Source organism: Gordonia namibiensis NBRC 108229 (assembly GCF_000298235.1).
GTDB lineage: Bacteria > Actinomycetota > Actinomycetes > Mycobacteriales > Mycobacteriaceae > Gordonia > Gordonia namibiensis.
The window spans coordinates 347,927-370,552 of sequence record NZ_BAHE01000002.1 but is presented as its reverse complement, the minus strand read 5'-3'; the positions used below and the strand labels follow the sequence as shown (position 1 = coordinate 370,552).

General features: G+C 67.5%; 21 protein-coding genes and 1 tRNA gene. 11 read left to right on the top strand and 11 right to left on the bottom strand.

Features of this window, described 5'->3' with window-relative positions; translation table 11 throughout:
* Positions 1–123: 123 nt before the first annotated feature.
* From GONAM_RS01925 to GONAM_RS01895, 7 genes are all read left to right on the top strand, one after another.
* Positions 124–1,065 carry a ParA family protein gene (locus GONAM_RS01925; protein ID WP_006865089.1) on the top strand — a complete coding sequence of 314 codons (942 nt, stop codon included), beginning with the start codon at positions 124–126 and terminating at the stop codon, positions 1,063–1,065.
* Positions 1,062–2,009: a segregation and condensation protein A gene (locus GONAM_RS01920; RefSeq protein WP_006865088.1), complete on the top strand. Its 948-nt coding sequence runs from the start codon at positions 1,062–1,064 to the stop codon at positions 2,007–2,009. Before GONAM_RS01925 ends, GONAM_RS01920 begins: the two co-directional genes overlap by 4 nt.
* Positions 2,006–2,827 carry an SMC-Scp complex subunit ScpB gene (gene scpB / locus GONAM_RS01915; RefSeq protein ID WP_006865087.1) on the top strand — a complete coding sequence of 274 codons (822 nt, stop codon included), beginning with the start codon at positions 2,006–2,008 and terminating at the stop codon, positions 2,825–2,827. Before GONAM_RS01920 ends, scpB begins: the two co-directional genes overlap by 4 nt.
* A gap of 36 nt (positions 2,828–2,863) precedes the next feature.
* The gene (locus GONAM_RS01910) at positions 2,864–3,799 is read left to right on the top strand and encodes a pseudouridine synthase (RefSeq protein WP_006865086.1); all 936 of its coding nucleotides are present in this window, start codon (positions 2,864–2,866) and stop codon (positions 3,797–3,799) included.
* Positions 3,796–4,491 (top strand): (d)CMP kinase, encoded by a 696-nt coding sequence (gene cmk, locus GONAM_RS01905; protein WP_006865085.1) that lies wholly within the window; start codon positions 3,796–3,798, stop codon positions 4,489–4,491. Before GONAM_RS01910 ends, cmk begins: the two co-directional genes overlap by 4 nt.
* A complete protein-coding gene (gene der / locus GONAM_RS01900) occupies positions 4,488–5,927 on the top strand; it encodes a ribosome biogenesis GTPase Der (protein ID WP_006865084.1) in 1,440 nt (479 codons plus the stop codon). Before cmk ends, der begins: the two co-directional genes overlap by 4 nt.
* 315 nt (positions 5,928–6,242) lie before the next feature.
* Positions 6,243–6,316: transfer RNA gene (locus tag GONAM_RS01895), tRNA-Pro, on the top strand.
* 52 nt (positions 6,317–6,368) lie between these two features.
* Here the strand turns inward: GONAM_RS01895 and GONAM_RS01890 are convergent.
* The 10 genes from GONAM_RS01890 to GONAM_RS01845 form a co-directional block, all read right to left on the bottom strand.
* A complete protein-coding gene (locus GONAM_RS01890; RefSeq protein ID WP_006865083.1) occupies positions 6,369–7,316 on the bottom strand; it encodes a diiron oxygenase in 948 nt (315 codons plus the stop codon).
* On the bottom strand, positions 7,313–8,194 hold the full coding sequence (locus tag GONAM_RS01885) for a prephenate dehydrogenase dimerization domain-containing protein (protein WP_006865082.1): 882 nt from the start codon (positions 8,192–8,194) through the stop codon (positions 7,313–7,315). The genes GONAM_RS01890 and GONAM_RS01885 overlap by 4 nt, the downstream gene beginning before the upstream one ends.
* Positions 8,191–10,299 (bottom strand): aminodeoxychorismate synthase component I, encoded by a 2,109-nt coding sequence (gene pabB, locus GONAM_RS01880; protein ID WP_040534957.1) that lies wholly within the window; start codon positions 10,297–10,299, stop codon positions 8,191–8,193. Before pabB ends, GONAM_RS01885 begins: the two co-directional genes overlap by 4 nt.
* A 1-nt stretch (position 10,300) precedes the next feature.
* Entirely contained in the window at positions 10,301–10,732 is a 432-nt protein-coding gene (locus tag GONAM_RS01875) for a chorismate mutase family protein (RefSeq protein ID WP_006865080.1), read from the bottom strand.
* Positions 10,733–11,084: 352 nt separating this feature from the next.
* Complete coding sequence (locus GONAM_RS01870) at positions 11,085–12,188, bottom strand: ATP-binding protein (protein WP_040534954.1); 1,104 nt, start codon at positions 12,186–12,188, stop codon at positions 11,085–11,087.
* 82 nt (positions 12,189–12,270) lie between these two features.
* Positions 12,271–12,558, bottom strand: coding sequence for a cupin domain-containing protein (locus tag GONAM_RS01865; protein ID WP_006865078.1), 288 nt, complete (start codon positions 12,556–12,558; stop codon positions 12,271–12,273).
* Positions 12,559–12,581: 23 nt separating this feature from the next.
* Positions 12,582–12,884 (bottom strand): hypothetical protein, encoded by a 303-nt coding sequence (locus GONAM_RS01860; protein WP_006865077.1) that lies wholly within the window; start codon positions 12,882–12,884, stop codon positions 12,582–12,584.
* The gene (locus tag GONAM_RS01855; protein WP_006865076.1) at positions 12,881–13,456 is read right to left on the bottom strand and encodes a recombinase family protein; all 576 of its coding nucleotides are present in this window, start codon (positions 13,454–13,456) and stop codon (positions 12,881–12,883) included. The genes GONAM_RS01860 and GONAM_RS01855 overlap by 4 nt, the downstream gene beginning before the upstream one ends.
* A 371-nt stretch (positions 13,457–13,827) precedes the next feature.
* Positions 13,828–15,027 (bottom strand): acyl-CoA dehydrogenase family protein, encoded by a 1,200-nt coding sequence (locus GONAM_RS01850; RefSeq protein ID WP_006865075.1) that lies wholly within the window; start codon positions 15,025–15,027, stop codon positions 13,828–13,830.
* On the bottom strand, positions 15,024–16,406 hold the full coding sequence (locus GONAM_RS01845; RefSeq protein WP_006865074.1) for an LLM class flavin-dependent oxidoreductase: 1,383 nt from the start codon (positions 16,404–16,406) through the stop codon (positions 15,024–15,026). The genes GONAM_RS01850 and GONAM_RS01845 overlap by 4 nt, the downstream gene beginning before the upstream one ends.
* A gap of 233 nt (positions 16,407–16,639) precedes the next feature.
* Between GONAM_RS01845 and GONAM_RS01840 the strand changes: the two genes are divergently transcribed.
* The 4 genes from GONAM_RS01840 to GONAM_RS01825 are packed head-to-tail and all read left to right on the top strand — an operon-like array spanning position 16,640 to position 21,982.
* On the top strand, positions 16,640–18,307 hold the full coding sequence (locus tag GONAM_RS01840; RefSeq protein WP_006865073.1) for an ABC transporter substrate-binding protein: 1,668 nt from the start codon (positions 16,640–16,642) through the stop codon (positions 18,305–18,307).
* Positions 18,304–19,326: an ABC transporter permease gene (locus tag GONAM_RS01835; protein WP_006865072.1), complete on the top strand. Its 1,023-nt coding sequence runs from the start codon at positions 18,304–18,306 to the stop codon at positions 19,324–19,326. Before GONAM_RS01840 ends, GONAM_RS01835 begins: the two co-directional genes overlap by 4 nt.
* Entirely contained in the window at positions 19,323–20,264 is a 942-nt protein-coding gene (locus GONAM_RS01830) for an ABC transporter permease (RefSeq protein WP_006865071.1), read from the top strand. Before GONAM_RS01835 ends, GONAM_RS01830 begins: the two co-directional genes overlap by 4 nt.
* Positions 20,261–21,982, top strand: a complete 1,722-nt coding sequence (locus tag GONAM_RS01825) for a dipeptide ABC transporter ATP-binding protein (RefSeq protein ID WP_006865070.1) — start codon at positions 20,261–20,263, stop codon at positions 21,980–21,982. The genes GONAM_RS01830 and GONAM_RS01825 overlap by 4 nt, the downstream gene beginning before the upstream one ends.
* A gap of 76 nt (positions 21,983–22,058) precedes the next feature.
* Here GONAM_RS01825 and GONAM_RS01820 read toward each other — a convergent pair whose 3' ends face one another.
* Complete coding sequence (locus GONAM_RS01820) at positions 22,059–22,583, bottom strand: methylated-DNA--[protein]-cysteine S-methyltransferase (protein WP_006865069.1); 525 nt, start codon at positions 22,581–22,583, stop codon at positions 22,059–22,061.
* Between the last annotated feature and the right edge of the window lie 43 nt (positions 22,584–22,626).

Below are 22,626 nucleotides of genomic sequence, written 5' to 3'. Positions count from 1 at the left end.
TACGAGTCGTCGACCAGGGACCGGCATCCGCCGCCCGGCCGACACGCATCGGACACCGAAGAGTGAAGGGAGCGGCGGGCACGTGACCACTCCGAGCGCACCGCGGTCTGGCACCCGCCTCGAGTGTTCGGGGACGTGGTCGTGACCTCCGCGGGGGACCAGTACAGCATCCAGGTCTCACCGGGTCATGACGCCGACGAGGTCGATCACCACGCGGCCGACGAGATCGGCCCCACCGGACGGCCCTATCGCGAGGTTCCCGAACCGCGACCCCTCGATCGTCACGGTCCGGCGACCGTCATCGCCGTCTGCAATCAGAAGGGCGGGGTCGGCAAGACCACCTCGACCATCAATCTCGGTGCCGCGCTCGCCGAGTACGGGCGTCGCGTCCTGCTCGTCGATCTCGACCCGCAGGGTGCGTTGTCGGCGGGTCTCGGTGTGCCGCACCACGAACTCGAGCAGACGGTCTACAACCTCCTCGTCCCGCCGCAGGTGGCCACCGACGACGTGCTGATGCGTACACGCGTCGACGGACTCGACCTGCTGCCCAGCAACATCGATCTCTCCGCCGCGGAGATCCAGCTCGTCACCGAGGTGGGCCGGGAGCAGTCCCTGGGCCGTGCACTGCACCCCGTCTTGGACCGCTACGACGTGGTGCTCATCGACTGCCAGCCCTCGCTCGGGCTCCTCACCGTGAACGCCCTGGCCTGCGCGGACACCGTGCTCATCCCGATGGAGTGCGAATACTTCTCACTGCGCGGCCTGGCGCTGCTCACCGACACGATCAACAAGGTGCGCGACCGCCTCAACCCGCGCCTGGACCTCGGCGGCATCCTCGTCACCATGTTCGACGCCCGCACGCTGCACTCCCGCGAGGTGATGGCACGTGTCGTCGAGGTGTTCGGCGAGGCCGTCTACGACACCGTGATCTCGCGTACCGTCCGCTTCCCCGAGACGAGCGTCGCCGGTGAACCGATCACGTCCTGGGCACCCCGCTCGGCCGGTGCGAAGGCGTATCGGGCGCTGGCGCGTGAGGTGATCGCGCGCAACCTCAAGGGCGCATGACCGTCGACACCGACCCGGCCGTGTCCGATCCTTCTGCGCCGGAAGTGGACGGACCCGACGTGGACGGGCCTGAGGTGGACGGACCCGGAGCGGCCGCGCCGATCGAGGCGTCGGCGCCGGCCGGTGACGCGCCCGAGGAGAACGACGAGGCCACCGAATCCGGCTTCCGGGTCAAACTGCGCAACTTCGAGGGCCCGTTCGACCTGCTGCTGAACCTCATCTCGCAGCACCGGCTCGATGTCACCGAGGTCGCGCTGCACGTGGTGACCGACGACTTCATCGCCTACACCCGCGAACTCGGGCCGGAGGTCGGGCTCGACCAGACCACCGAGTTCCTCGTCGTGGCGGCCACGCTGCTCGACCTCAAGGCGGCACGGTTGCTGCCCTCGGGCGAGGTCGACGACCCCGAGGACCTCGCACTTCTCGAAGCCCGCGACCTGCTGTTCGCACGACTGCTCCAGTACCGCGCGTACAAGCAGGTGGCGCAGCTGTTCGGCGAGCTGGAAGCCGCTGCACTGCAACGCTATCCGCGTGCGGTCTCGCTGGAGCAGCGGTTCGAGGACCTGCTGCCGGAGGTCACCCTGGGTGTCGACGCCGCTGGTTTCGTGCAGGTCGCCGCGACGGCGCTGACCCCGCGGCCGGTGCCGACCGTCGGACTCGACCACCTGCACGACGTGCAGTCGGTTTCGGTGCCGGGTCAGGCGCGTCGGATGGCGGCGCTGCTCAGCGCGTCGACCGGCGAATGGGTCCCGTTCCGCGTGCTCACCGCCGACTGTGAGACCGGCCTGGAGATCGTCGGCAGCTTCCTCGGCCTGCTGGAGCTCTACCGCGAGGCAGCCATCACCTTCGAACAACCCGAGGCTCTCGGCGATCTCGCGGTGATGTGGACCGGAGAACGCGAGATCGACGACCTGCGCATCGACAAGGCAGAGGATTACGGATGACCGACGGACCGATCGACGACGCCGACGATGTGAACGACGAGGCCATGAACGACGAAGCCGTGGCGGACGCGGACGAGCCGGGTGCGGTGGCCGAGGCCGTGCCGTCTGACAACGGTGCGAGCGATCCCGGCCCGGCCGATCCCGAACAGACGGCGCTGACAGGGGAGGACGAGGTCGAGGTCCTCGATGACGCGACGCTGCGGGCGGCGCTGGAGGCCGTGCTGCTCGTCGTCGACACCCCGGTGACCACCGAGGAACTGGCCAACGCCGTCGACCAGGACCGGTCCCGGGTGCGCGACATGCTCAACGCGATGTCGTCCGAGCTCACCGCGGCGCGCAGCGGCATCGACCTGCGGTTCGCCGGCGACGGCTGGCGTTTCTACACCCGCGCGGACTACGCGCCGTACGTCGAACGATTGCTGCTCGACGGGGCACGGTCGAAGCTGACGCGCGCGGCACTGGAGACACTGGCCGTGATCGCCTACCGGCAGCCGGTGACCCGCGCGCGGGTCAGCGCGATCCGAGGTGTGAACGTCGACGGCGTGATCCGGACCCTGGTCGCCCGTGGCCTGATCAACGAGGTCGGCCAGGACCCGCAGACCAACGCCACGACCTATGCGACCACCGAGTTGTTCCTCGAACGACTCGGCCTCGCATCGCTGTCGGAACTGCCCGATCTGGCGCCCCTGCTACCCGACGTCGACCTCATCGACAGCCTCGACGACGAGCTGCTGTCGGATCCCCGATTCGCCAAACTGTCGCCTCAGGCGTCAGACTCGAAGGTACTGGTCACCGACGGTGACCTGAACGATGACTAGATCCGCACGGATCCGACGAACACAGGATTGAGAAGAATGGCTTCCGCTGGCCGAGATGGCTCACCGGGAAAACGCCGTAAGGGCGCCCCCGCACAGCAACCGCGAACGAAGAAGACGCACCGCAAGGGGTCGTCGAAACCCAATGCCGACGTCGGGAAGATCCGGCTCAACAACGCCCGGCCCGCACGCCACCAGGTGGCTCCGGAGCAGGTGAGCGGCAACGGGCCGGAATTCGTCGCAGACGGCGTCCGACTCCAGAAGGTCCTCGCCCAGGCCGGTGTGGCCTCGCGCCGCGGCGCCGAGGAGATGATCGCCGCCGGACGTGTGAAGGTCGACGGCAAGGTCGTCACCGAGCAGGGTCTGCGCATCAACCCCGACACCGCGATCATCCACGTCGACGATGCGCGCGTGATCATGGACGAGACCAAGCAGTACCTCGCCTTCAACAAGCCCAAGGGCTGGCAGTCGACCATGGCCGACGACCAGGGGCGTCCGTGCGTCGGTGACGTGGTCGCCGAACGCGTGATGGCCGGCCAGCGTCTGTTCCACGTCGGCCGGCTCGACGCCGACACCGAGGGTTTGCTGCTCCTGACCAACGACGGGGAGCTGGCCCACCGGCTGATGCACCCGTCGTTCGAGGTGCCCAAGACCTACCTCGCCACCCTGAAGGGCGAGGTGCCGCGCGGCATCGCCCGTCACCTCCGCGAGGGCATCGAACTCGACGACGGCCCGGTCAAGGTCGACAAGTTCACCGTGATCGAGGTCCACGAGGGACAGTCGCTGGTGCGGATCACCTTGCACGAGGGTCGTAACCGCATCGTGCGCCGCATGATGGACGAGGTCGGTTTCCCGGTCACGAAACTCGTTCGCACCCATGTGGGTACGGTCGCGCTGGGGGAGCAGCGGCCCGGCAGCCTGCGTGTTCTCGGCAACGACGAGGTCGGCGGCTTGTACAAGGCGGTCGGACTGTGACCGCTGGCACGACGCGCGTCGTCGCGATCGACGGGCCGGCCGGCACGGGCAAGTCGTCGGTGTCGAAGCTGCTCGCCGACAAGGTCGGCGCCAGCTACCTCGACACCGGTGCGATGTACCGCGCGGTGACCCTGGCGGTTCTCGACGCAGGTGTGGCACTTGATGATCCGGCCGGTATCGCCCGGGTCGTCGATGCGGTCGACATCGAGCTGATCCCCAACGGCGACGGGTCGTCGACGGTGCTGCTCGACGGTCGCGACGTGTCCGGCCCGATCCGGACCGACCACGTCACCAGTGCGGTGTCGGCGGTGTCCGCGGTTCCCGAGGTGCGCACCAAACTCGTTGCGCTGCAGCGACAGAACGCGCAGGGACGCTTCGTGGTGGTCGAGGGTCGCGACATCGGGACCGTGGTGTTCCCGGCTGCCGACGTCAAGATCTTCCTGACCGCGACGCCGGAGGCCCGAGCAGACCGGCGGCACAAGCAGAATGTGGCCGCGGGACGCGACAGCGATTACGCATCGGTCCTCGACAGCGTGAACCGTCGAGATCATCTGGATTCGACGCGCGCGGTGTCGCCGCTGCGTGCCGCCGACGACTCCGTCGTCGTCGACACCAGTGACAAGACCCTCATGGAGGTGCTCGACGAACTGAGTGGCCTCGTCGAGACCCGGATCGGAGTATCAGAACGGTGAGCGACAACTTCGAGACCGACCTGACAGCGTTGCCCGGCGACGGCATCTGGTCGGACGAATCCGATTGGCAGCTGGCCGATATCGAGGGCGCCGACGGCGCCGCCGAGGTCGAGCACATGCCGGTGCTGGCGATCGTCGGACGCCCGAACGTGGGCAAGTCCACCCTCGTCAACCGCATCCTCGGCCGGCGCGAGGCCGTCGTCGAGGACATCCCCGGCGTCACGCGCGACCGTGTGTCCTACTCGGCGAGCTGGTCCGGACGCAGCTTCACCGTCGTCGACACCGGCGGCTGGGAGCCTGACGCGAAGGGCCTGCAGCAGGCCGTCGCGGCGCAGGCCGAACTAGCGATGCGCACCGCTGATGCGATCGTCGTGGTCGTCGACGCAACGGTCGGTGCCACTGCGACCGACGAGGCCGTGGCACGCGTCCTGCGCCGGTCGAAGACGCCGGTGATCCTGTGCGCCAACAAGGTCGACAGCGAGCGGATGGAGGCCGACACGGCCGCCCTGTGGTCGCTGGGGCTCGGTGAGCCCCACCCGGTGTCGGCGGCACACGGCCGCGGTGCCGGCGACCTGCTCGACGTCATCCTGCAGAAGCTGCCGGCGACTCCGCGTGAGGCACCCGTGCTGGGCGGTCCGCGCCGCGTGGCGCTGGTCGGCAAGCCGAACGTGGGCAAGAGCTCGTTGCTGAACAAGCTGGCCGGCACCGAACGTTCGGTGGTCGACAACGTCGCCGGGACCACCGTCGACCCCGTCGACGAGATCGTCGAACTGGGCGGCAAGGTCTGGAACTTCGTCGACACCGCCGGTCTGCGTCGCAAGGTGCGCACCGCGAGCGGTCACGAGTACTACGCGTCGCTGCGCACGCGGGCGGCGCTCGACGCCGCCGAGGTGGCGATCCTGCTGATCGATGCCTCGCAGCCGATCACCGAGCAGGACCTGCGGGTGTTGTCGCTCATCATCGAGAGCGGTCGCGCGCTGGTCATCGCGTTCAACAAGTGGGATCTGGTCGACGAGGATCGTCGCTACCAGCTCGACAAGGAGATCGACCGTGAGCTCGCGCGCGTGCCGTGGGCGCGTCGGGTGAACATCTCGGCGTCGACGGGTCGTTCGGTGCAGAAGCTGGTGCCCGCGATGGAGAGCGCGCTCGAGGCGTGGGACAAGCGCATCTCGACCGGACCGCTGAACAGCTGGCTCAAGGACGTCATCGCGGCCAACCCGCCGCCCCTGCGTGGTGGTCGCCAGCCGCGCGTGATGTTCGCGACCCAGGCGTCGGTGCGTCCGCCGACCTTCGTGCTGTTCACCACGGGCTTCCTCGAGGCCGGCTACCGCCGCTTCCTGGAGCGTCGTCTGCGCGAGGAGTTCAACTTCGACGGTTCGCCGGTGCGCATCAACGTGCGTGTCCGCGACAAGCGGGAGCAGCGCCGCAAGCGCTGATGGCCGCCGTCACAAACCCCACCCTTTTTCGGCAAACCCACCCCCTCGTCGGGTGGAGCGTTTGCCGAAAAAGGGTGGGTTTGTCCATTCCTGGTGCTCGCTCGTCGGCGCGTTGATCGTCGCCGGCGGCTGGATCTGGTTCAAGAAGCGTTCCGCGGGCTAGGCCCCGGCAGTAGATGTCGTTGATCGTGGCGGTCGACGCCACGTTCCGCGACATCTGCAGACCGGCCGGAAAGACCGTCTGACCAGGCGATTGGTTCCGAACGGCAGTCGTCGGCTAGGCTTTACATCGCTCCGCTTCAGCAGGGGAGCAAACGGGCTGTGGCGCAGTTTGGTAGCGCACTTGACTGGGGGTCAAGTGGTCGCAGGTTCAAATCCTGTCAGCCCGACAATATGGCCAGCACTGAAGGTGCTGGCCATTGTTGTTTGTACTGCGAGCCGTCAGCGATACTCGAGCTCACCGAATCGCGCGAGCAACCGGTCGATCGCGCTGCAGTCCTGGAGGAATCGCCGACGCTCGGGGTCCGCGGCGACGTCGCGCAGCATCTGATCTGCGTCCGGGACCTGCTCTGCGGCCAGGATTGCCGACCACACAGCCCCGTCGGTGGCGGTGAACGCGTCGACGCCGTCGCGTAGTGCCCGCGCCAGGAAGCTCCGGTCCTCGGCACCGAGTTTGTCGTGGACCGAGGCGATCATCTCGGCGGCCACCGAGGCATGGGCGCGCTCGTCGCGGCGGTGGAGCGCGATGGTGGCCTGGTGTACCGGCTGGATCGTCTGGTCCCCGGCGATCAGGCTCAGGTAGTCCGCGATCGACGTCTCCGCGACCGTCGCGAACGCCAGTGTCGTGAGCGCGGCCGCTCGTGGGGACTCCGCCTGTGCGCGGGCCTCCCGATGTCGCCGCACCGTCGACGACTCCGGCAACGTCGTGTCCGGCAACGCCCAGCCGCGACGACGTCGGGTCAGCGCAGACGCGTTCAGGTGCATGAGCGTGTGGTATTCCTCGTCGACCATCGACTGCACCACCGCTGCGCGGTCGGCGTCAGAGAACCCGGTGCCGAACACGTCCCGGAACAGGAGCCCGAAACCGGGTGTCACGACGTCCTGTTCGATGTCGACCACGTTCTTGTTGTACGCGATCCACGCCCATGCCCGGACCCGGGTCCGGACGTCTTCGTCGAGCTGCTCCCAGGTCGGATGCCCCGTGAACGGGAGCAGCACCTCGGGATAGTCGTCGCGGGTGTCGTCGTAGAGGTCGTCCATCGTGGGGATGTCGAGCTCGGGTTCGGTGCGCCGCACCGTCGCCCGCCGCGGCCAGCTACGCACCAGACCCTCGATGACCGCCGACTCCACCGGGTCGGACGCATCGTGTTCGGGCAGGTGGCCGGTCATCGTGACAGCCCCTCGAACATCTGCGCACACAGTCGCGCGTAGTCGTCTGCGTGACTGCCCAACGATTCACCCGCTTCGGTGAGCAATGTCGCGAAATCCTCGGTGTCGCCCGCGGACGCATCGGACACCCGGGAGACCGCCCGCGCCAACGCCTCTCGCGCGGCAGGTGCACATGGGTTCGACGCCTGCACGTCCCGATACACCTCAGGTGTGCCGCCGGTGATCCGTGCCAGCAGTGCCGACATCGTCGTGAACGGAGGTGTGGCCAGAGCGGCCGCTTCGTCGGCGTCGACTCCGAGGTCGGCGAGCGCGTACCCGAACGCCAGGATCGCCGCATGGGTGAGGGCCTGCACCGCCGCACACACGTGGTCGTGCCGGTCCGCGGTCGTCATCTCCACCCGTGCGCCCCACCGCGCGAGGTCGTCGCGAAGGCGATCCGCACCAGGACCGTCTCGATGAACGACGACTGCAACCGTCCGGCTCGAAAGGCCGAGGGACGGAGCGAACATCGGGTTGATCCCGACGATCGGACCGCTCCCGTCGACGTCGTCCCCGGCGAGTTCGGCGACGGCGGAGGAGAACCGGGACTTCACCGAGAGCGTTTCCAACAGCAGCGCTGTCGGCCGCAACAGCGTGCTGACCGCCTTCACGGCCGCCAACGCCACGTCCTCCGGGACCGCGAGGACGACCACGTCGGCCTCGCCCAACAGTGCGGCCGCCTCCGGCCCAGGCGATCGGATGTCGTCGCCGCCGCGTGCGTCGAGCACGTGCACGGTGTCCCCGTCACCGCGCCACAGGTCAGCGAGCATCGTGCCGACCGCCCCCGCACCGCCGGCCACGACGACCGACCGGGCACCGGGGGTAGGTGACGAGGTCACGGTTCGCTCTCGTCGGCGACGGACAGGCAGCGTCGCATCGACAGCGCCTTCACCATCGTCTCCTCGAACTCGTCTTCCGGGTCCGACAGCGCGACGATCGCACCCCCGACCCCGAAGGTGACCTCGGATTCGGTGGCCACCATGGTTCGGATCACGATCGACAGGTCGGCGGTCCCGGTCAGCGAGAAGTAGCCGATCGCCCCCGAATACACCCCTCGCGGACCGGCCTCGAGTTTGTCGATGATCTCCATCGTGCGGATCTTCGGCGCCCCGGTCATCGAGCCGCCCGGGAACGCCGCCCGCACACAGTCCACCGCGGACACTCCCTCGCGCAAGGTCCCGCGCACCGTCGACACCAATTGGTGTACCGGCGAATAGGTTTCGACGTCGAACAGCGACGGCACGTGCACGGAGCCGGGTTCGCAGACCCGAGACAGGTCGTTGCGGACGAGGTCGACGATCATCAGGTTCTCCGACCGGTCCTTCTCGCTGTGTCGCAGGTCGTACTGGAACCCCTCGTCCTGCACGGGATCTGCCGACCGCGGCCGGGTGCCCTTGATCGGTTTCGACTCCACCGTGCGATCGGCACCCACCTTCAGGAACCGTTCGGGGGATGCGCTGAGCACCGACAACCCCGAGAACTGGAGTAGTGCGCTGTAGGGCATCGGACTGATCTCGCGGAGGCAGGAGTAGCCGGAGACCGGGTCGAGGCTGCGGTGCACGGTCGCCGAATTCGTCAGGCATACCTCGTACGACTCCCCGGACCGGATCTCCGCCAAGCACTGCTCGATGAGCCTCAGGTAGGTCGGGTGGTCGTGCCGGAACAGGATCGGCGCCTCGTGCGACTCCTGGACCAGCGGGGGAGCGGTCACCACAGGTTCGGAGGCATGGTCTTGGAGCTCCCGGATGGCCGATGCCGTCTCGCACAACCACCGCGCCGTCTCCGGGTCGACGGTGCCGGGCTCCGCGCCGTTGACCGGTTCGAGAGCGAGGAGGTGGGCGCACCCGCGTTCGTGATCGATCACGACGGCCCGGTCCGCGAACACCAGAGCCGCATCGGCCTGTTCGGACGCGTGCGCCAACTGGCCGCCGGTGTCCGCCTTGAGCTCGTAGCCGAGATAACCGACATAGCCGAGGCAGAACCCGAATGGCAGATCCGGCCTGGGCGCCACCGACCGCTCCCGCAACCGGGCATCGAGATAGTCGAAGAAGGTGCTGCGGATCTCTTCTTCGGTTCCATCCGAATGTTGCACTCGCACAGTCATTTCGGGGACCCGGTACGTCACGTATTCGGCGCGCGGGCCCGAGCAGTCACCCATCACGGAAAACCGGCTCCCCGCTTCGTTCGCCGCCGACCCGTCGAGCCAGAAGCTGTTCGGTCCGTCGGCAAACAGGCGCTCGTACACCGCGGACGGATCGACGACCCGGTCCATCTGCTCTGACCGCACCCGGAAGTCGTGCGCCGGCTTCACCGGTGTCGGCTGTTCCTCGGAGGTGGTTCTCGCCGCCAGAGGTCGCCGCGCTCGCTCCGGCGTGGCTGCAGCGAAGTTCGACAGCAGTTCGCGCCCGTACTCGGTGCAGATCGACTCCGGATGGAACTGCACCCCCCACAACGGGAGCTCCCGGTGACGCACCGCCATCAGGACGCCGTCGTCCGACCACGCCTGGGCCTCCAGCTCGGCCGGGACCTCCAGGACCGCCAAAGAGTGGTACCTCACCGCCCGGAACGGAGACGGAAGACCAGCGAACAGGCCCTGTCCGTCGTGGTGGACCGCGCTGATCCGTCCGTGCCGAGGTTCCGGTGCCGAGACCACCGGACTGCCGAACAGGTGACACAACCCTTGGTGTCCCAGGCACACTCCGAGCACGGGGAGTCCGCTGTCGGTGAGGGCCCGCCGGCTGATCCCGAAGTCGCGGGCGCAGTCCGGCCGCCCCGGGCCGGGGGAGACCACCACGTTGTCGAATGCCGAAAGATTCACCGACGACCACGGCGCATCGTTGGCGACGACCACTGGTTCCTGGCCGTTCACCTCTGTCAGCAGGGCGAAAAGGTTATAGGTGAACGAGTCGTAGTTGTCGATCAGCAGTGTCCGCACCGCGACCACCTCAACCCACGCTGGTATCGGGAGCGCCGTCCGCGGGTGAACGCCGGACGAGGACGCGATCGGGGTCCGCATGGTCGATCGGAGCGCCATTCGTGCGCAGTTCGTCGGTCGCCACGATGAGGTCCTCCACCCGGCAGGTCTCCGAGATGAGCAGGTCGTAGAGATCGTGCAGGAACTGTGGTGAGAGTCCGTGATCGAGGGCGTAGCGGTGCGCGTGATCGTGCACCGCTCCCACTCGGCGCGGCTGCATCACGGGAATGGCGTGGCGTTCTTTGAGATACGCGATGCGGGTGCAGATCTCTATCCGGGCGCGGACGTCGTCGAGCAACCGGTTGTCGATTTTGTCCAATTCCGCACGGAGGCCCGCGAGTTCGCGCTCGCCGGGGTTGCCCTCGGTCACCATCTGCCCGTTGTTGCCCGACGACTCGTTCATCGCTCGACCACCTTGCACTGTCCGAAGGAGAGTGCGGCCCGCCGACTTGAACCGCTGAAAACGCGACGCGGGCCCGAACTGACACTGCGCCCGGTCCGCGCTCGCGAACCGCAACCCCCGACTCGGTCCATGGTCGCACCGACCACGAGCAGCATGAGGGCGTAAGCGTCACCGGGAGATCACGATTCGCCAACGACCGTGCCGTCACCGTCATCCGTTCAGATGGTCGAACGCCCGTTTTATCGGACTTGTCCTTGACTGCCTCGTCCGTCCGACGGTCGGTACAACGGTTGTGGCGCAACCCGGGATCGGGCTCGACGCGCGCCGATCCGGGGGCGCCGCCGGGGCCGGCTCAGGCGAGCAGCGGCACCCCGACGTCGGCGCCGCCCTCTTCGGTGATCCGAGCGCCCATCCGGGTGAAGGTGGGTGTGGTGATGAACCCGCCCGCGAAGAGTGCCTCGCCCTGCCGGAACTCGGGTGACTCCGCCAACATGTGTTCGCCGACGAATCCGAAGGTGTCGGCGAGCTCGGCCAGGTCGCGTGGCGCGTTCATCCGCATCAGGCAGAGGTTGTCGCACTGGGACAGCACGTTGGGGTGGATCTTCGTCGGTCGTTGTGTCGACAGGAGGAGCCAGAGTCCGAACTTCCGTCCCTCGGCGGCGATCTGCACGACGCGGTCGATGAGGGCCTGCTCGACCGCGCTGGTGGCGACGGGCGGGCAGATGTTGTGGGCCTCGTCGATCACGATGAGGACGGGCCGCCGCTCTTCGCGATGCGCCCACAGATGTTCCAGCACGGACAGCGCCGCCACCTTGGGTTCTGCGGGATGGGCGAACCCGCCCAGATCGAGCACGGTGGCCTGGGGGCGTTCGTCGATGATGTCGGTGGCCGCGACCTCGCCTCGAGCCCACAGATCCCAGTCGAGGACCTGGAGATTCTCGATCCGCTTGGCCAGCCGCTGGTGACCGGGCTCATCGGATGCGCGCAGCGCCGAGATGTAGGTGTCCTGGTCGGGTGCGTCGTCGGCGCCGCCTCCGCTGAGGGTGGCGTCGGCATGAAGCAGGACGTTGTACTCGTCGGCGTCGGCGATCGGATCCAGCTGCAGCACCGCGGCCTTCGCGGTCAGTGGCAGATCGGTGAACCGCGCCCGTAACTGCGGGAGGTCGCGTCGGGTCGAATGCAGCACCTGGATGTCGGTTGCGGCGATGGCCGCGGCGAGATCGGGGTCGGTGGTGTCGCGCGTCTCCGGAAGCCGGGTGAAGTCGGCGTTCGGGTCGAGGATGAGCAGCGGCAGTCGGGTGTTCAGCAGCAACTGCTCCAGCACCACCCCGAGCGCATAGGTCTTCCCCGAACCGCTCTGGCCGCACCAGAAGGTGTGCCGGTTGAACTTGTGCGCGGAGAGGACGACGTCGGACGTCGCGTCGTCGCGATGACTTCCCACTGTCAGTTGAACCACGCCTGAAGAATACGGCGTGGACGGACTCGGCACCGACTCGAAGCACCGCACGATGTGTGCCGGATTCACCTCGGGAAAGCGGTCAGAGCCGTTCGACCTCGACGAAGACGATGGTGTTCGTCGAACCCCGGTTTTCGACGCGGTGTTCGACACCGGCGCTCCGGGTGTAGCTCTCGCCGATCCGGAGCTCCGCGGCGACCTCCGAACCGTCCGGTGCGACGGCGTACATGGTGTCGTCGACGAGCGGAACGACGACGTAATCGTGGTCGTGCCGGTGCATGGGGATGGCCCCACCCGGCTCGATCGTCCACCGGGTGACCCGGAATCGTCCGTCGTCCTGCTGCACCTCGCCGTGCGAACCCGTGCCCATTGCGTCCTCCGTGTTGTCGATGGTCACTTGCCGGCGTGCCGCAGGTGCCCGTACAGCGCCGCGCGGTAACCGCGGGTGTAGCTGGGCTCCTCGTCGTCCGGGTCCGGCGGGCAGGCGAGCGTCGACGACGCGAGCTGACGTGCCCACGGGGCCGGGAGCGCACACAGCGCGGCCTCCGCGTCCTCGAACCCCTTCTGGAAGAGATCGGGATCGAGGTGCTCGTCGAGGTCGGCATCGTAGATCGGGAAAGACGTGGGTAGCCGGGTGACGACGCCGTATTCGGTGACGATGTCGAGGTCGGGGAGCTCGTTCTCGTGATTCGTCAACGGACCGTGCGCCTTTCGGCGAGGGTGCGATAGAGCGTTGCCCGGCTGACCCCCAGCGCCTGGGCGATCCGCGGCACGGATTCGCCTGCGGCGCGCATCTGTTCGGCGCGGAGTACCTGCTCGTCGTCGAGGACACGGGGTCGGCCGACCGTCGACGTCGACCGCCGGTGGGGTGTGGTCAGTGGCCTCGCCGAGCTGAGCGCGGGGGAGGGGTCGTCGAGTTCGGCCAGTGACGCCAGCACACCGACGACCATCGCGCCGGTCGGGTCGTCGGTGTCGATGCCCTCGCGCAACGAGCGGAGACCGATGCGTCGTCTCGCGAGTTCACGTGTGATGGCCATGACCTCGCGGATGTTACGGCCCAGTCGGTCGATGCCCACGACCACCGTCGTGTCACCGGCTCGCGCGTAGTCGAGTAGGGCGTTCATCCCAGCCCGACGGTCCGCGGGTTGCGTCCGGTCGGCGGCATCGGTGTAGATCCGGCCCGGGTCCACCCCTGCCTCGGTCAGTGCATCGATCTGTGGCCCGAGAGCGTGCGCTCCCGGGGTCTCGCGCGCGTATCCGAGGGACATCCCCGGTGCGCCACCTCTCGCTTCGTCTGTCACAAGCGGAACTCTATCTCAAAAGTCTCGATACCGATTCCGAGACGCGCCCGAGATTCGAGACGGATTCGATGGGAGTTTCGAGAGATCGCGGACTTTCGGGATTCGGTGTCGCAAAAGGGGGTCTCATAAGTTTCGAGACCTGGCTCGGTATGCCAGATTGCGTTCTGTCCCGGTTGCCGACACAGAACGCAACCGGATCGAACTCATCCGGCAACGACAGCACGAAGGGCCTGGCGACGGAATGTCGCCAGGCCCTTCGTGGTTCGTCGCTTTCGCTCCTCACACCTCAGGGAGCGAGGGGAGCGTCACTTGTGTTCGTATCACCTCAGGAGCGAGGGTCAGAAATAACCGTTCGCCGGGAGGGGAGTGTCGTTGACCAGCAGGTCGCCGAGTGCGATCGCCTTGTACGACGTGGGGTTGTGGAGCGTGACGGTGCGGATGTTGCGCCAGTGGCGGTCCAGGTTCTTGGCCCGGCTGGCCGATGACGCGCCGCCGACGTCGAACAGGTCGGCGGCGGCACGCAGTCCGACGCGGTCGACGTGGACCTTGACCCGTGCTGCCGCGATGGATGCCTTGACGAACAGGTCCGGCTCGATGACGCCGCTGCGTGCCGGTGCGAACGCCTCCTCGATGGTCTGTGCGGCGTCGAGGACTGCCGCCCGCGCGACGTGGGCGGCCGCGTCGATCTCACCGACGGTGCCGAGCAGCACAGGGTCGTGCCGCGGTGACTCGGCGGGGGCGTGGTCGAAAGTCCGTGTTCGTGACCGCAGAAGTGTGGTCGCATCGTCGCCGACCGACAGCAGAATTCCGGTGATCAGTGCCTGCAGGTAGAGCTGCAGGAACGGTCCGTCGTTGGCGACCGCGGCGGTCGACGCCGGGTCGGTGAAGGCCAGGACGTCGTCGGCGGTCACCCGGACACTGTCCAGGGTGGTGGTTCCGGTACCGGTGCGGTTCTGGCCGATCCCGTCCCAGTCGTCGACGACGGTGACCCCCTCGCGACCGACGGGCAGGACGATTCGAGCGACCTGGCCGTCGAACTCGCCGCCGCGTACCGTCGCGGTGACCGACACGTAGTCCGAGAATGCGGTGCCGGTGCTGTAGAACTTGGCCCCGGTCAGCAACCACCCGCCGTCGATGGCACGCAGTTCGGTCCGGAAGGAGAGCGAACCCGCGTTCCCGGTGCGTTCACTGGTCGCGTTGCCGAACACCTTCCCCGCGGCGATCTCCGCGGTCCAGCGGTCGCGGACGGGTCCTTGGGGGAGTCGGCGGATCTGCTCGACGAACCAGAAGTGTGCCCGCAGGATGTGGGCGACGATCGGATCGGCGCGGGCGAGGTCGATGAGGAATCCGAACAGCTCGGGCGCACCGGCACCGGGGCCGGATGCGTCGTCGAGAGTCAGAGCGGTGTAACCGGATTCACTCAGCAGTCGTACCTGGGCGTGCGGGTCGACCCCGGTCAGTTCGCGCGCGGCGGCTTCGGCGGCGATCTCGGACAGGATCGTCGAGCGATCGGAGACGACACGGGTCAGGACGCTCATGCGGGCACCTCGACCTTCTCGGCGAACGCGCCCCGGTAGGCCGCGGCGGGATGCGTGTCCGGGAGGGTGTCCCGGCCCGTCAGCTTGCGCCGGCTGGTGCCCGGCGCGTACTCCCGTTGGGCCAGTCCGCGCTCACGCAATACCGGCAGGACATGCTCGGCGAACTCGATGTAGCTGTTCGGGATCGTCGCGTTGATGACGTTGACGCCACCGACCCCCGCGTCGCGCCATTCGGCGAGGCGATCGGCGATCTGCTCCGGCGTGCCGACGACGCGTCCACTGCGGCTGCGCAGTTCTGCCAGGTCGCGGACGGTCGGCTCACGGTCGGGCACGGCCTCGCGCAGCCACAGCAGCGTGCTCTGCGTGCCCTCGGTCTTGATCTCGCCGATCGGGGTGTCGAGGTCGTAGAACCCGAGATCGAACCCGAGACCACCCGCAGAGTGGGCGATGATCGTGCTCGGATCGATGTACTCGTCGAGCTCGGCGGCCTTCCGCCGTGCCTCCTCCTCGGTGCTGCCGATGACGAAGGAGAGTCCCTGGAAGAACTGGATGTCCTGCGGATCGCGGCCGGCCGCGGCGGCCAGACGGCGGGTGTCGTCGACGAGTCCCTTCGCCGCCTGCGGCGTGGGTGACACGATGAACTGTGCCTCGGCGTTGCGTGCGGCGAACCGACGGCCCGTGGGCGACGAGCCTGCCTGGAACAGCACCGGTGTGCGCTGCGGCGACGGGGCGACCAGGTGGGGTCCCTCGACGCGGTACCGGTCGCCGACGTGATGGATCTTGTGCACCTTGTCGAAATCGGCGTGGATGCCGCGGACCTTGTCCTGGATCAGGGCGCCGTCGTCCCAGCTGCCCTCCCAGAGCTTGTAGACGACGTCGACGTACTCCTCGGCCCATGCGTAGCGATCGTCGTGGGCGGTGATGCCGTCGTATCCGAAGTTGCGCCAGGCGTTCTGGGACAGGCTGGTGACGATGTTCCACGCGATTCGACCGTTGGAGGCGTGATCGAGTGTGGAGATCTTGCGGGCGAAGTCGAAGGGGTGTTCCTGCAGGATCGAGCTGGTGATCGCGATGCCGAGGTTCTCGGTGTGCGATGCGAGCGCGGAGGCGAGAACCAGCGGATCGTTGCTCGGGATCTGTAGGCCGGTGTCGACGAACTTCTTCCAGTCGCCCTGGTAGTCGTCGTAGAGTCCGACGACGTCGGCGAAGAAGATGAAGTCGAATCTGGCCTCTTCCAACGTCTTTGCGAGGTCGATCCAGTGCTGGAGGGAGTTGAAGTCCGTCTGTCGCGCATCGGGAGCACGCCATGCCCCGTGCAGGATGTGGGACGTCGTGTTCATCACGAATGCGGCGAAACGCAAGGGTTTTGGCTCTGACACCCGGACGACGGTACTTTCGCCCATCGTCCCGTGCGTCGTTGTGCTCAGGGTGAATCCAAAGACTGACGTCGACGCCGCCGATCATTACCGTACGAGCTGACCGCGGGTCACCGCTGCCGTTTCAGCGTGTCGCGACATCGGCGCCGGCCCGCCGATCCCCGCGGTCCGACCTTGTTCTAGTCGGCTTTCCACCACTGTCGATTCACGACTCTCGATATCGAGGAGTACCTGGCGTGTTCAGATCTGTCCGTTCCAGACGGACTCGAGCCCTACTGGCAGTCGGCCTGTCGGCCGCTGCGCTGCTGTCGGCGTGCGGCGAACGCCCGGCCACCGGAGACGGTACGTCGACTGGCGTTCCCGCAGCGGCCGGCGACTACCTCGACGGCGGCGTCATCGAGTACGGACACGAGCAGGAACCACCGTGCATCCACGGCGGCTGGGTGCAGAACGCTTATCTCGCACGGCAATATCTCGACAACCTCGTCTCGCTCGACGACGACGGGACGGTGGTGCCGTGGCTGGCGACGAGCTGGGAGATCTCCCCGGATCGCAAGACCTACACCTTCCGCCTCAAGCCCGATGTGAAGTTCAGCGACGGAACCGATCTCGACGCGGCCGCGGTGAAGACCAACTTCGACAAGTACCTCGATCCGGACGCCCCCAACGGAACGGTGATGGCCTACATCGGGCAGTACTACGCCGGCGGCGAGGTTCTCGATCGCAACACCTATGCCCTGCACCTGAAGCAGCCGTACAGTCCGCTGCTGACGGTTCTGACCCAGGGCTACTTCGGGATTCAGTCGCCGACCGCGCTCGCGCGGGGGAAGAAAGAGAACTGCTCCAAGCCCGTCGGGTCCGGACCGTTCATCATCGAACGCTGGGATCGCAACCGCAGCATCACCTTCGTGCGGAACCCGGACTACAACTCGGCACCGGCCAACGCGAAACACCAGGGCCCCGCCTATGTCGACAAGGTGATCTGGAAGTTCCTCAAGGACCCGGTGCTGCGGTACGGCTCGTTGACCAGCGGATCATCCGATGTCATCTACAACGTCCCGGCCATCAACTGGGCTGACGCGACAACGCGGTTCCAGACCAAGCAGTACGTGACGCCGGGACGCCCCAACGCGATCACTCTCAACGTCGACCACGCACCATTCGACGACGTCCGGGTGCGTCAGGCGTTCGCCTACTCGGCCGACCGCGAGAAGGCAGTCGAGACAGCCTTTCTCGGCGTCGTGCCGTTCAACTCGAACGGCGCGCTGAGTCAGAGCACCCCAGACTACGACCCGGCCGCCGGCGCCTATGTCCGGAACCCGGACAAGGCGAATGCTCTGCTCGACCAGGCCGGTTGGACTGCCCGCGACTCCGACGGCATCCGCACCAAGGACGGCCGGCGTCTCACCGCACGCGTGGTGTACGCCGCCGACGCCATCGTCGGACCCGAGGGGGCGGCGATCCTGCAGAACATCGCCTACCAGGCGCGCGACGTCGGTTTCGACATCGAACTCGTCCCGGCGACGCAGAGCGAGTACTTCGGCGGCAACTACGCCAAGGCGCCCACCTACGACGCCTACGTCGGCTACTGGACGAGCCCGACCCCGGGACTGCTCCACATCAACTGGCGTCAGCGGCTCGAGGATTCGCCCAACCCGCACAACACGGCCTACTACAACGACCCGGTCCTGCAGGGTTTCATCGAGAAGGCCAACAGTTCGGCGGACCCGGCCGAGCAGCGCGAGTTCTACAGCAAGGCCCAGAAGCTGATCGGTGACCAGGCACTGTCGATCGGCCTCTACACACAGACGACCTCGATCGCGGCCGATCCCAAGCTGCACGACGTGTGGGTCGAGAAATCCCAAGGTGAACCAGTGTTCGCGGATGCGAGGTTTGTGCGATGACCATCCGGGTCGACAAGACGACGATCATCGACCCGGAGTCGGCGCCCGAGCGGGTCCGGAGTCGACGCCGCGGAGGCTCCGCGGTGTGGCTCCGCTGGCTCGGCAAACTCGGCTCGGCCGTGTTCGTGCTGTGGGCGGCTGCGACGGTCACGTTCCTCCTGCAGGTGCTCGCACCCGGTGACCGCGCGACGTTGCTGTTGAACCTGTCGTCGGGGGAGAGCCGCGAACGCACTCCTGACGAACTGGGCCCGGTCAACGACCAGTTCGGGTTCACCGATTCGATCTGGCAGCAGTACCTGCACTACCTCCAGGGCCTGCTGCGCGGTGACCTCGGGACGTCGTACCAGCTGAGTGAACCCGTCACCGACGTGATCGCCGCCCAGCTGGGTCCCACCCTGGTACTCACCGTCAGCGCCCTGGTCGTGGCCTGGCTGCTGGTCCTGGTGACCACGACGCTGACCGCCGGCCGCCGCGGTCCGGGCGGAGCGCTCGGCGCCCTGCTCGAGACCGTGAGCGCCGGTCTCCCGCAGTACTGGCTGGGGTCGATCCTGTTGGTGGTCTTCGCCATCGATCTCGCCTGGTTCCCGGTCGAGAGCGGCAACTCGCTGCGAGGACTGGTCCTGCCGGTGCTCACGCTGGCGATACCGCTGGCCGGGTTCCTCGGCAGCATCGCTCGCGACGAGTTCGCCCGGGCACTCGACCAGCCTTTCGTTCTCACTGCTCGAAGCCGTGGTCTCGGCGACCTGTCGGTTCGTGCTCGACATGTGCTGCGCCACTCGGTCATCCCTGCTGTCACCGTGTCCGGTTGGGCCATGGGTGCGCTGCTCTCGGGTGCGGTCATCGCCGAGACCGTCTTCGCCCGGGCCGGAATCGGACAGACCCTCGTCGCAGCCGCCAGCTCGCGCGACGTCCCGCTGGTCAGCGGCATCGTCGTGCTCGTCGCCGCCATCTACACCGTCGCCAACCTGCTGGTCGACTTCCTCTACACCGTCATCGACCCCCGGATCGAGGTCCCGTGACCATCCAGAAACCGTCCACCGGGACGGCACCCAACTCGGCGTCGTCTGAGGCGACATCATCCGACAAGACCTCGTCGATCAAGACCTCACGGAGCACGGTCACCGCACTGCCGGAGACCTCGCGCCGGCCGTGGGCGCTGCCACCCACCGTGATCGCCGCGCTCGGCGTCCTCGTCCTGCTGTTCCTGGCAGCGGTCGTACCTGGTCTGATCGCTCCGTACGACCCGCTTGCCATCGACCTCGATGCGACGCTGTCGCCGCCGACGTGGGCGCACCCGTTCGGTACCGACCTGTCGGGTCGAGACTTGCTGAGCCGCATCATCTTCGGCACCAAGCAGTCCCTCGCCATCGGTCTCGGAGCGGTGGCGGTGGCACTGGTCCTCGCCGTGGCGCTGGGAATCACGGCCGGCCTGTCGGGGCGGATCGCGCAGGCTCTGGCCAATCGTTGGATCGATGTGCTGTTCGCCTTCCCGACGATCCTGCTCGGGCTCCTGCTGACATCGGTGTTCGGCCCCGGCCCGTACACGCTGATCTTCGCGATCGGGATCGGTATCGCCCCGGGCTATGCACGTATCATCCGCGGCCAGGTCCTGACCGTCCGCAATGCCGCCTACATCGAGGCGGCGACGGCGCTCGGGCACTCGCGGACGCGAATCCTCGTGCAGCACATCGCTCCCAACGCACTACGACCGATGATCGTCACCGCGACACTGGGCGTCGGTCAGGCGATCATCTGGGCCTCGGGGTTGGCCTATCTCGGTCTCGGCGTCGCGCCCCCGTCACCCGAGTGGGGCGCCCTGCTCGACGCCGGACGCACCTACATCACCGTGGCCTGGTGGCTCGAGATCTTCCCGGGCCTTGTCATCGTGATCACCGCCCTGGCATTCACCACCGTGGGACGCCACCTCGGCGCCCGTCTGGAAGGAACCACCCGATGACCGTAGTCGCGACTCCCCTCGAGGCCCGGACCGACGACGTCGCCGACACCGGCGACTCCACCACACCGCTCGCCGAGATCCGGGACCTGCACGTGACCTTCGGCGGCCGCGAGGTGGTCAAAGGAGTCTCGTTCTCGGTGAACGCAGGCGGATGCCTCGCGATCGTCGGCGAATCCGGGTCGGGTAAGTCCGTCACCGCCCGCACCCTCATCGGACTCACCGGTGAAGGGGCCCGGATCAGCGCCGAGACGGTTGCTTTCGACGGTCGCTCCCTCCTCGGGTACAAGGACCGGGACTGGCGTCGTCTGCGCGGTCGGGGCATCGGATTCGTCCTCCAGGACGCCCTGGTGTCGTTGGATCAACTGCGCACCGTCGGAAGCGAGATCGGGGAGGCCCTGACCGCCCACTCGGGCTCCCACGGCGGCGGTCTCTTCCGGAACCGATCACCGCGCCGACGTGCCGAACGGGAGGAGAAGATCATCGAACTACTGACGCTGGTCGGGGTTCCCGAACCCGGCGTTCGCGCTGCCCAGCGACCGCACGAACTCTCCGGTGGTCTCCGACAGCGTGCGCTGATCGCCTCGGCTCTCGCCCAGGACCCGAAACTGCTCATCGCGGACGAACCGACCACCGCTCTCGACGCCACCGTCCAGGCCCAGATCCTCGACGTCCTCGGCGAGGCGAAGGACCGGGGCAACGGCGTCATCCTCATCTCCCACGACCTCGCGGTCGTCGCGCGTCTTGCCGACCGCGTCGCGGTGATGCGGCAGGGGGAGATCGTCGAGTACGGCTCCACCGACGATGTGCTGCGCAACCCGACGCACGACTACACGAAGAGCCTGCTGTCGTCGGTGCCATCGCGCACCTCCAAGGGCACGCTCCTGACCAGCGGCGAGACGCTGCCGGAACCCCCGACGGCCTCCGCTGCCGGTGCGCCTCCCGCGCTGCGTGTACGCGATCTTCGAAAGTCCTTCGAGGGCAGGAACAAGACGGAGCGACCCGCGGTACAGGGTGTGAGCTTCGACGTCCTGCCCGGCAAGACGCTCGGCATCGTCGGCGAATCCGGGTCGGGCAAAACGACAACTGCACGCATGGTCCTCGGGCTGACCGACCCGGACTCGGGGACCGTCGAGTTGAACGGGCGCCCGTGGAGTGCGCTGTCCGATGTCGAACGACGCGCGAACCGTCATCAGATTTCCGTCATCTACCAGGACCCGCTCAGCTCTTTCGATCCCCGGTGGAACGTCGAACGCATCCTGCGCGACAGCCTGCGTTCGCGGAACCTGCGCGGAACAGCGCTCGACGACCGCATCTCCGAGTTGCTCGACAGTGTCGGACTCTCGGATGCGTTCCGCCGGCGTCACCCGCTGCACCTGTCCGGAGGGCAGCGACAGCGTGTCGCCATCGCCCGTGCGCTGGCGCCGGAACCGTCGGTGATCGTGTGCGATGAGCCGGTGTCGGCTCTCGATGTCTCGATCCAGGCCCGCATCCTCGACCTGCTCGCGATGTTGCAGGTGGAAACCGGTGTCTCGCTGGTCTTCATCTCGCACGATCTCGGCGTCATCCACCACGTCGCCGACGACATCCTGGTGATGCGCGGGGGAGAGGTCGTCGAATACGGAGAGGCCGACCGCGTCTTCGGTGACCCGGAGCATCCCTACACGCGCGAGTTGCTCGCTGCGGTCCCGACGATCGGGGCCGGGGAGCTCATCGTCTGAGCCTCCCGGTCAGCGCACTCCGGGCGGAGGGCCCCACCTCGGGTCAAGGGCTCATCGAGAGGGGGCTGCGTCCGGATCAGAACAACGTCGGCGGGAGCGCACCTTCGAACTCGAGGAGCCACCGTTTGGTCGCCAGACCTTCACCGGGGAGGCCGCCGGAGAATCCGCCCAGGCCGTCACCTGCGACGACGCGGTGGCAGGGGATCAGCAGGGGAGTCGGGTTGATGCCCATGATCGAGCCGACGCTGCGCGCGGGGATGCCGGTGCCACTCATCGTCGCGAGTTGCCCGTAGGTGACGGTTGTGCCGGACGGGACGTCGCGGTGCAGGGCGGTCAGGACCGCGCGGGCCGATGCGGACACCCCGGACAGTTCGATCGGGAGGTCGAACGTCGTCAACGAACCGTCGAAGTAGGCGTGGAGCTGACGTACCGCTTCTGCGACAACCGGTTTCGCGGACGAGAGATCGGACTGTGCGTCCTCGTTGCTCCAGGCGACGCGGACGATCGAGGCGTCGTCTCCGGTGATCAGTAGCCGCCCGACCGGTGTCGAGATGGCAACGGTGCTCGTCGTCTCGGCATCTGGATCGTGTGCTGCGGTCATCGGCGTCTCTGTCGCTCGTGCGGGGTCCGGCGTCACCCACGGT